Origin of the sequence: Burkholderia sp. Bp9016, from assembly GCF_003857765.1 — a bacterium.
GTDB lineage: Bacteria > Pseudomonadota > Gammaproteobacteria > Burkholderiales > Burkholderiaceae > Burkholderia.
In genome coordinates, this window is sequence record NZ_QTPY01000017.1 from 156,400 (window position 1) to 164,155 (window position 7,756).

General features: G+C 70.9%; 8 protein-coding genes. 6 read left to right on the forward strand and 2 right to left on the reverse strand.

Going from position 1 to position 7,756, the window contains the following annotated elements; all coding sequences use genetic code 11:
* Positions 1–8 precede the first annotated feature (8 nt).
* From DIE13_RS21545 to DIE13_RS21570, 6 genes are all read left to right on the forward strand, one after another.
* Complete coding sequence (locus DIE13_RS21545; protein ID WP_124829107.1) at positions 9–2,480, forward strand: MMPL family transporter; 2,472 nt, start codon at positions 9–11, stop codon at positions 2,478–2,480.
* Positions 2,477–3,355: a polysaccharide deacetylase family protein gene (locus DIE13_RS21550; RefSeq protein WP_124829077.1), complete on the forward strand. Its 879-nt coding sequence runs from the start codon at positions 2,477–2,479 to the stop codon at positions 3,353–3,355. Before DIE13_RS21545 ends, DIE13_RS21550 begins: the two co-directional genes overlap by 4 nt.
* 63 nt (positions 3,356–3,418) lie before the next feature.
* Positions 3,419–4,642: a beta-ketoacyl-[acyl-carrier-protein] synthase family protein gene (locus tag DIE13_RS21555; RefSeq protein ID WP_124829079.1), complete on the forward strand. Its 1,224-nt coding sequence runs from the start codon at positions 3,419–3,421 to the stop codon at positions 4,640–4,642.
* The gene (locus DIE13_RS21560; RefSeq protein ID WP_124829081.1) at positions 4,639–5,457 is read left to right on the forward strand and encodes a beta-ketoacyl synthase chain length factor; all 819 of its coding nucleotides are present in this window, start codon (positions 4,639–4,641) and stop codon (positions 5,455–5,457) included. The genes DIE13_RS21555 and DIE13_RS21560 overlap by 4 nt, the downstream gene beginning before the upstream one ends.
* Positions 5,454–5,987, forward strand: a complete 534-nt coding sequence (locus DIE13_RS21565; RefSeq protein ID WP_124829083.1) for a hotdog family protein — start codon at positions 5,454–5,456, stop codon at positions 5,985–5,987. Before DIE13_RS21560 ends, DIE13_RS21565 begins: the two co-directional genes overlap by 4 nt.
* 22 nt (positions 5,988–6,009) lie before the next feature.
* Entirely contained in the window at positions 6,010–6,303 is a 294-nt protein-coding gene (locus tag DIE13_RS21570) for a hypothetical protein (RefSeq protein WP_124829085.1), read from the forward strand.
* A 79-nt stretch (positions 6,304–6,382) separates the two neighbouring features.
* Here DIE13_RS21570 and DIE13_RS21575 read toward each other — a convergent pair whose 3' ends face one another.
* Positions 6,383–6,583: a hypothetical protein gene (locus tag DIE13_RS21575; protein ID WP_059465802.1), complete on the reverse strand. Its 201-nt coding sequence runs from the start codon at positions 6,581–6,583 to the stop codon at positions 6,383–6,385.
* A gap of 112 nt (positions 6,584–6,695) precedes the next feature.
* A complete protein-coding gene (phbB, locus tag DIE13_RS21580; RefSeq protein WP_124829087.1) occupies positions 6,696–7,439 on the reverse strand; it encodes an acetoacetyl-CoA reductase in 744 nt (247 codons plus the stop codon).
* Positions 7,440–7,756 lie beyond the last annotated feature (317 nt).

Genomic DNA, 7,756 nt, shown 5'->3' on the forward strand with positions numbered 1-7,756 from the left:
TGGACGAGATGGACGAACGCGCCCGGCCGCCCGCCCCCGTCGCTCGCCGCGTGCCCGCATGGCAGCGGCGCGCCGTGCTCGTGTGGCTGTTCGCACTCGTCGCATGCGGGATCGCCATTGCCCGCGCGAACTTCACGGCCGACCTGTCCGCATTTCTGCCGCGCGCGCCGAGCGCCGGGCAGCGCGTGCTCGTCGACCAGTTGCGCGACGGCATCGTGTCGCGGCTGATCCTCGTCGCGATCGACGGCGGCGACGCGACCACGCGCGCCGCGCTGTCGCGCCGCGTTGCGGGCACGCTGCGCGCGGACCGGCAATTCTCAGCGGTCAACAACGGCGAGGCCGTGAACGACACGCGCGACCAGCAGTACGTGTTCGACCATCGCTACCTGCTAAGCCCGACGGTCACGCCGCAGCGCTTCAGCGCCGACGGGCTGCACCAGGCGCTCGGCAACAGTCTCGATTTGCTGAGCTCGTCGGCGGGCCTCGTCGCGAAGGCGATGCTGCCGCGCGACCCGACCGGCGAAGTCAGTGCGCTCGTCGACCAGTTCGACAGCGGCGCGCAGCCGGCCATGCGCGACGGCGTGTGGGCGTCGCGCGACGGCACGCGCGCCGTGCTCGTCGTGCAGACGGCCGCCGCCGGCTCCGACACCGATGCGCAGGCACGCGCGATCGACGCGGTGCGCCGCGCGTTCTCCGCCGCGACGCGGGCGCTGCCGAACCCGGCCGCCTACACGCTCGCGCTGACGGGGCCCGGCGTGTTCTCGGTCGAGACGCGCGACACGATCCGGCACGACGTCGAGCGGCTGTCGACGGCGAGCGTCGTGCTGATCGTCGCGCTGCTGCTGACGTTGTATCGCTCGCCGCGCACGCTCGCACTCGGGCTGCTGCCGGTGCTGACGGGCGTTGCGGTCGGCATCGCCGCGGTCAGCATCGCGTTCGGCACGGTCCACGGGCTGACGCTCGGCTTCGGCACGACGCTGATCGGCGAAGCCGTCGACTATTCGATCTACCTGTTCGTGCAATCGGCGCCGGGTGCGGCGCGCGGCGCCGAACGGCCCGCCGACGCGACGCGCGCATGGATCGCCGCATACTGGCCGACGATCCGGCTCGGCGTGCTGACATCCGTGTGCGGCTTCGCGTCGATGCTGTTCTCGGGCTTCCCCGGCCTCGTGCAGCTCGGGCTGTATTCGATCGCCGGGCTGACGTCCGCCGCGCTCGTCACGCGCTTCGTGCTGCCGCACCTGCGGGGCGAGCACGCCGCGATTCGCGACGTGTCGCGCGTGGGCGCCGTGCTCGCATGCGCGGCCGATGCAGCGCCGCGGCTGCGCTGGCCGCTCGCCGTGCTCGTGCTCGCCGCGTGCGCGACGCTCGTGCTGCATCGAGGCGGCCTGTGGAGCCGAGAGCTCGCCGCGCTGAGCCCCGTTCCCGCCCGCGCGCAGGCGCTCGATGCGCGCTTGCGTGCCGACGTCGGCGCACCGGACGTGCGCTACCTCGTCGTGATTTCCGCGCCGACCGAACAGGCTGCGCTCGAACGCGCGGAACGGGTCGCCGCACAATTGCAGCCGCTCGTCGATCGCGGTGCGCTCGCGGGCTTCGAAAGTCCCGCGCGCTATCTGCCGAGCGACGCCGCGCAGCGCGCGCGCCAGGCAAGCCTGCCGGCGCCCGACGTGCTTGCCGCGAGAATGCGTGACGCGGTCGAGAACCAGCCGATCGAGGTCAAGCCCGGGCTGTTCGCCCCGTTCATCGCCGATGTCGACGCCGCGCGTCACGCGCCGCTGCTCACGCGAGCGGATCTGCGCGGCACGTCGATGGCGCTTGCCGTCGACGCGTTACTGACCGAGCACGCCGGCCGCTGGAGCGCGATGCTGCCGCTGCGCGCACCGGACATCGCGCACACCGCCACGCAGCCGTCGCCCGGGCTGGATGCCGCGCCGATCCGCACGGCCGTCGCGCGCGCCGGCGTGCCCGATGCGCTGTTCGTCGACATGAAGGCCGAGGCCGATCGCCTGTACGTAAATTACGTGCACGAGGACATCCGGCTGTCGCTCGCGGGCTTCGCGGCGATCGCCGTGCTGCTGCTGATCGCGCTGCGCTCGCCGCGACGCGTCGTGCACGCGCTCGCACCGCTCGTCGCGGCCGTGCTGGTGGTGGCCTCGGGCTTCGCGCTCGCCGGCGTGCAGTTGACGATCCTGCACCTCGTCGGGATGCTGCTCATCGTCGCGGTCGGCTCGAACTACGCGCTGTTCTTCTGCAAGCGCGACGACGCGCAGCCGGTCACGCCGTACACGCTCGTATCGCTGCTGATCGCAAACCTAGCGACCGTCGCCGGCTTCGGGCTGCTCGCGCTGTCGCGCGTGCCGCTGCTCGAAACCTTCGGGCTGACCGTCGGCCCCGGCGCGATGCTGGCGCTCGCGTTCGCGGCGATTCTCGCGCCGCACGCCGGTCGCTCGCATCCGCATCCGACCGGAGGTCGTGCATGAACGTGCGCTCATCCGTGTCGTCCGTTGACGACGCGCGCCGCTGGAAGCCGACGCCGCTGATTACGGGCACCGCCGCGCTGCACGTCGGCGCGCTCGCGGCCGTGGTCGCACTGCCGGCCGCGTGGACGTGGGCCGCCGGCGGCGTAGTCGCATCGCATCTCGCGCTGACCGCCGCCGGCCTGTGGCCGCGCAGCACGCTGCTCGGCCCGAACTGGACGCGCCTGCCCGCCGGCGCCGGCCGCCGGATCGCGCTGACGATCGACGACGGCCCGGACCCGGACGTCACGCCGCGCGTGCTCGACCTGCTCGACCGCTACGATGCGCGCGCAACCTTCTTCTGCATCGGCGATCTCGCGCGCCGCCACCCGCAGTGGATCGAAGCGATCGTCGCGCGCGGCCATGCGATCGAAAATCACAGCCAGCGGCACCGGCATACGTTCTCGCTGTCAGGGCCCGCCGCACTGCGGCGCGAGATCGCGGCCGCGCAACAGACGCTGACCGAAATCGCCGGCACGCGCCCGCGGTTCTTCCGCGCGCCGGCCGGCCTGCGCAATCCGTTTCTCGAACCAGTGCTGTGCGAGCTTGGCCTGCAGCTCGCGAGCTGGACGCGGCGCGGCTTCGACACGCGGGCACTCGACGCGGGCACCGTCACGCGCCGCCTGCTGAAAGACCTCGCACCGCGTGACATCCTGCTCGTGCACGACGGCCATGCGGCCCGCGATGCGCGTGGCGAGCCGATCGTGCTCGACGTGCTGCCGGCGGTGCTGCGCGCGGCCGCCGACGCGCAGTTGCACTGGATCACGCTGCGTGCCGCGCTCGAGCCCGGACCGCCCGGCCGGACGGGCATTGCGACACCCCCGTTTGATAAAATCTGATCATGCCCGGCGCGCCCGCCAGCCTCGCTGCGGCGCCCGTTCCGGCCACCGGATGCGACCTTCGTGAAACCTCTCCTGCTCTCGCACTTCACCGCCACCAGCTGCATCGGCCGCGGCCTCGACGCGACGCTCGACGCGCTGCGCAACGCGCGCGGCGGCCTCGTGCCGTGCCACTTCGAACGCGCCGACCTCGACACGTGGATCGGCGCCGTGGACGGCGTCGATGCGCAGCCGGTGCGCTCGGATCTCGCCGATTTCGACTGCCGCAACAACCGCCTCGCGCAACTCGGCCTCGTCCAGGACGGCTTCGACGCGCACGTCGCGGCGGCCATATCGCGCTACGGCGCGGCGCGCGTCGGCGTGTTCATCGGCACGAGCACGTCCGGGATCCTCGAAACCGAACGCGCGTACACGCACCGCGATCCGGCAAGCGGCGCGCTGCCGGCCGGGTTCCGCTATGCGCACACCCACAATCCGTATTCGGTCGCCGCGTTCGTGCGCGCGTATTTCACGCTGCACGGGCCCGCGACGGCGATCTCGTCCGCGTGCTCGTCCGGCGCGAAGGTGTTCGGCTCCGCGCGCCGGATGATCGACGCGGGGCTGATCGACGCGGCCGTCGTCGGCGGGGTCGATTCGTTGTGCCTGACGACGCTGTACGGCTTCAATTCGCTCGAACTGCTGTCGCGCCGGCCGTGCCGGCCGTTCGACGTCGCGCGAGACGGCATCTCGATCGGCGAGGCGGCCGCGTTCGCGCTGCTCGAACGTGTACCCGATTCGCCCGCCGCGCTCGACGACGACGCGATCCTGCTGCTCGGCATCGGCGAATCGAGCGACGCGCATCACATGTCGTCGCCCCATCCGGAAGGACTCGGCGCGCGCATCGCGATCGAACAGGCGCTCGCATCGGCCGGCCTCGACGCGAGCAGGATCGACTACGTGAACCTGCATGGCACCGCGACGCCCAGCAACGATGCCGCCGAAAGCCGGGCGGTCGGCGCGCTGCTCGCGCGTACGCCGTGCAGCTCGACCAAGGGCGCGACCGGCCATACGCTCGGCGCCGCCGGCGCGCTCGAAGCCGTCGTCGCCGCGCTCGCGTTGCGCGAACAGTTCGTGCCGGCCGGCGTCAACACGACGCAACCCGACCCGGCGCTGGGCGCCGACTACGTGCTCGCCAGCCGCGACGCGCGCATCCGCGCCGTCCTGTCCAATTCGTTCGGCTTCGGCGGCACGAATTGCAGCCTGATCCTCGGCCGCGCCGAACCTGCCAGCCGTCGGGAGCCGACATGATGCTGACCGCCTTCATCGAAAGCGTCGGCCTGATCGGGCCGGGACTGAACGACTGGCCGCACGCGGCCGACGTGCTCGCGGGCCGCGCAGCCTATGCGAGCGAGCGCACCGTGCTGCCGCCGCCGGCCGGCCTGCCGCCGGCGGAACGCCGCCGCACCGGCCCCGTCGTGCGCGTCGCGCTCGCGGTGGGTCACGAGGCGGCGGCCGCGAGCGGGCGCGACGCAGCCGCGCTCGCGACCGTGTTCAGCGCATCCGGCGGCGACGGTCAGAATTGCCACGCGATCTGCGAAACGCTCTCCGGCGACGATCGCCAACTGTCGCCCACGCGGTTCCACAACTCGGTGCACAACGCGCCGGCCGGCTACTGGAGCATCGCGGCGCACGCGATGGCGACGTCGAACGTGCTGTGCGCGCACGACGGCAGCTTTTGCGCGGGCCTGCTCGAGAGCCTGTGTCAGGTCGTGGTCGACCGCGTTCCGGTCCTGCTGATCGCGTACGACACCGACTATCCGGAGCCGCTGCACGCGGTACGGCCGATCGTCGACGCATTCGGCGTCGCACTCGTGCTCGCACCCGACGCGACCGAGCGCACGCTCGCGCGCATCGACGCGCGGTTGACCGACGCACCGGCTACCACGCTCGCAAACGCCGGGTTCGAAGCGCTGCGCACCGGCAATCCGGCCGCACGCGCGCTGCCGCTGCTCGATGCGCTCGCTACGCAGCGCCCGGCGCGCATCGTGCTCGACTATCTGCCCGATACGCGCGTGCAGGTCGATGTCGCGATGCAGGACGGCGCCGCGGAGCACGCCCAATGACCACGCCCGCATCGACACGGATGCTCACGCCCGATCGCGCGTGGATCGCCGCGCATATCCCGCACGACGGCGCGATGTGCCTGCTCGATCGCGTCGACGCATGGGATGCCGCACGAATCCGCTGCAGCGCGACGAGCCATCGCGATCCGCACAATCCGCTGCGTTCGCAAGGCCGGCTCGCGTCGGTCTGTGGAATCGAATATGCCGCGCAGGCAATGGCCGTGCACGGCGCGCTGCTCGGCACGCAGCAGCCGGAGCAGCCGGAACAAACGAAACAAACGCGCCCGCGCGTCGGCTATCTCGCCAGCGTGCGCAACGTCGACGCATTCGTCGGCCGGCTCGACACGCTCGAGTTGCCGCTGACCATCGAGGCCGAGCGCATCGGCGGCGACGGCCGCTCCGTGCTGTACGGCTTCACGCTGCGCTGCGGCGAGCGCATGCTGCTCAGCGGCCGTGCCGCCGTGATGCTCGATGCATCGGCGGCCGGCGCATTTCGTCCGTCGCCCGCCGGCGACGCCGATCCCCGATGAATTTGCCCAGGGAAATCAGGTCGTGAAAGCACGTCAGTTCATTAGCACCGCGCTCGTTCTCGCGCTGATCAGCCCGATCGCGCACGCGGACATGTCCGAAGTGAAGCAGGACATCAAACGGGATTCGAAGGAAGCCGCCCACAAGACCGGCGAGGTCGCACGCGGCTTCGGTCATGCGACCGCTAGCGCTGCGAAGACGGTCGGCCACGGCATCGCGCATGCGTCGCGCGAAGGCTGGGATGCCACCAAGCGCACGACAAAGCGGATCTTCCACAAGAGCGATTCGGGCGACGGCGCGCAGAAGAAGAGCGATTGAACGCGGGCGGTACGCGCACCTCCGATCGGATGCGCGAGGTGCGGCACGACGCGCGAATCGCGCCGCCGCACCGCCGCCGTCATCTCGCGCCGCTGCGGGTGCGACGCGCCGGCCCGCGCGCGAGGCACTTGCCGTACGCGACGAACCAGCAATCGCGATGATCGAAGTTGCGCAGCAGCCGCGCGCGGCGCCGCTCCAGCCAGTGAAGCGCGATCGCCATCGTCAGCGCGACGGCCAGTGCCGAGCCGCCGATCGCGAGTCCCATCCAGGTGTCGCCCATGCGTCCTCCGGAATGCGAGGCCGGGGCCGCGCGCGTGCGCGCCGCCCCGGCGCTGGATACAGCGGGAGCGCGGCCCGGACACGCGCGCGAACGCCGCCTGGGCCGCCGCGTGTCAGTGCATGTGCTGGCCGCCGTTGATCGCGATGTTGGAGCCCGTCACGAAGCCCGCTTCCTCGGAGCAGAGATACGCGACCAGCGCCGCGACTTCCTCCGGCTGACCGAGCCGTCCCGCCGGGATCTGCGGAAGGATCTTCGTATCGAGGATGTCCTGCGGGATCGCCGTCACCATCTTCGTCGCGAGGTAGCCCGGCGACACCGTGTTCACCGTCACGCCCTTGCGCGCGATCTCGAGTGCGAGCGATTTCGTGAAGCCGTGCATGCCCGCCTTCGCGGCCGCATAGTTGGTCTGGCCGACCGAGCCCTTCGAGCCATTGACCGACGAGATGTTGACGATGCGGCCCCAACCGCGCTCGACCATGCTGTCGCAGACCGGCTTGGTCATGTTGAACACGGAATCGAGGTTGGTCCGGATCACCGCATCCCAGTTGACCTTGTCGAGCTTGCGCAGCGTCATGTCGCGCGTGATGCCCGCATTGTTCACCAGAATGTCGACCGGGCCGACGTCCCGGGCGATCTTCTCGATGCACAGCCGGCACGAGTCGTAATCGGCTACGTCGACGGGATACGCGTGGAATTCGCGGCCGGCCGCGTGCATCTCGGTCAGCCAGCGATCGGCGCCGGCATTGTTCGGCGAATACGTGACGACGACCCGGTGACCCGCATCGTGCAACCGGATGCTGACCGCTTCACCGAGACCGCCCATTCCACCTGTCACAACTGCAATTCGCTTAGTCATCCTATAAGTTACAGACAAAGAAAGTAGTCAATGACGCGGAGCGACGACATGGCACATGCTGTCGCCCCACCGCTGGGGTGCGCGCCCACCCTTGGCGGGCAGGCGTGCACCGGAACATCACGCTTGTTGTTGGTTGCTTGTTCCGCGCGAAAACCGTTTCGCGCGCGTGCGGCGCAGGCCGGCGCCGCACGCGCGCGACATCGTCGTCAGACCTCTGCGCGAGGCCCTGCTCAGCCGCGCTCGACCGCGAGTGCGACGCCCATCCCGCCGCCGATGCACAGCGACGCCAGCCCGCGCTTCGCGTCGCGCTTGACCAT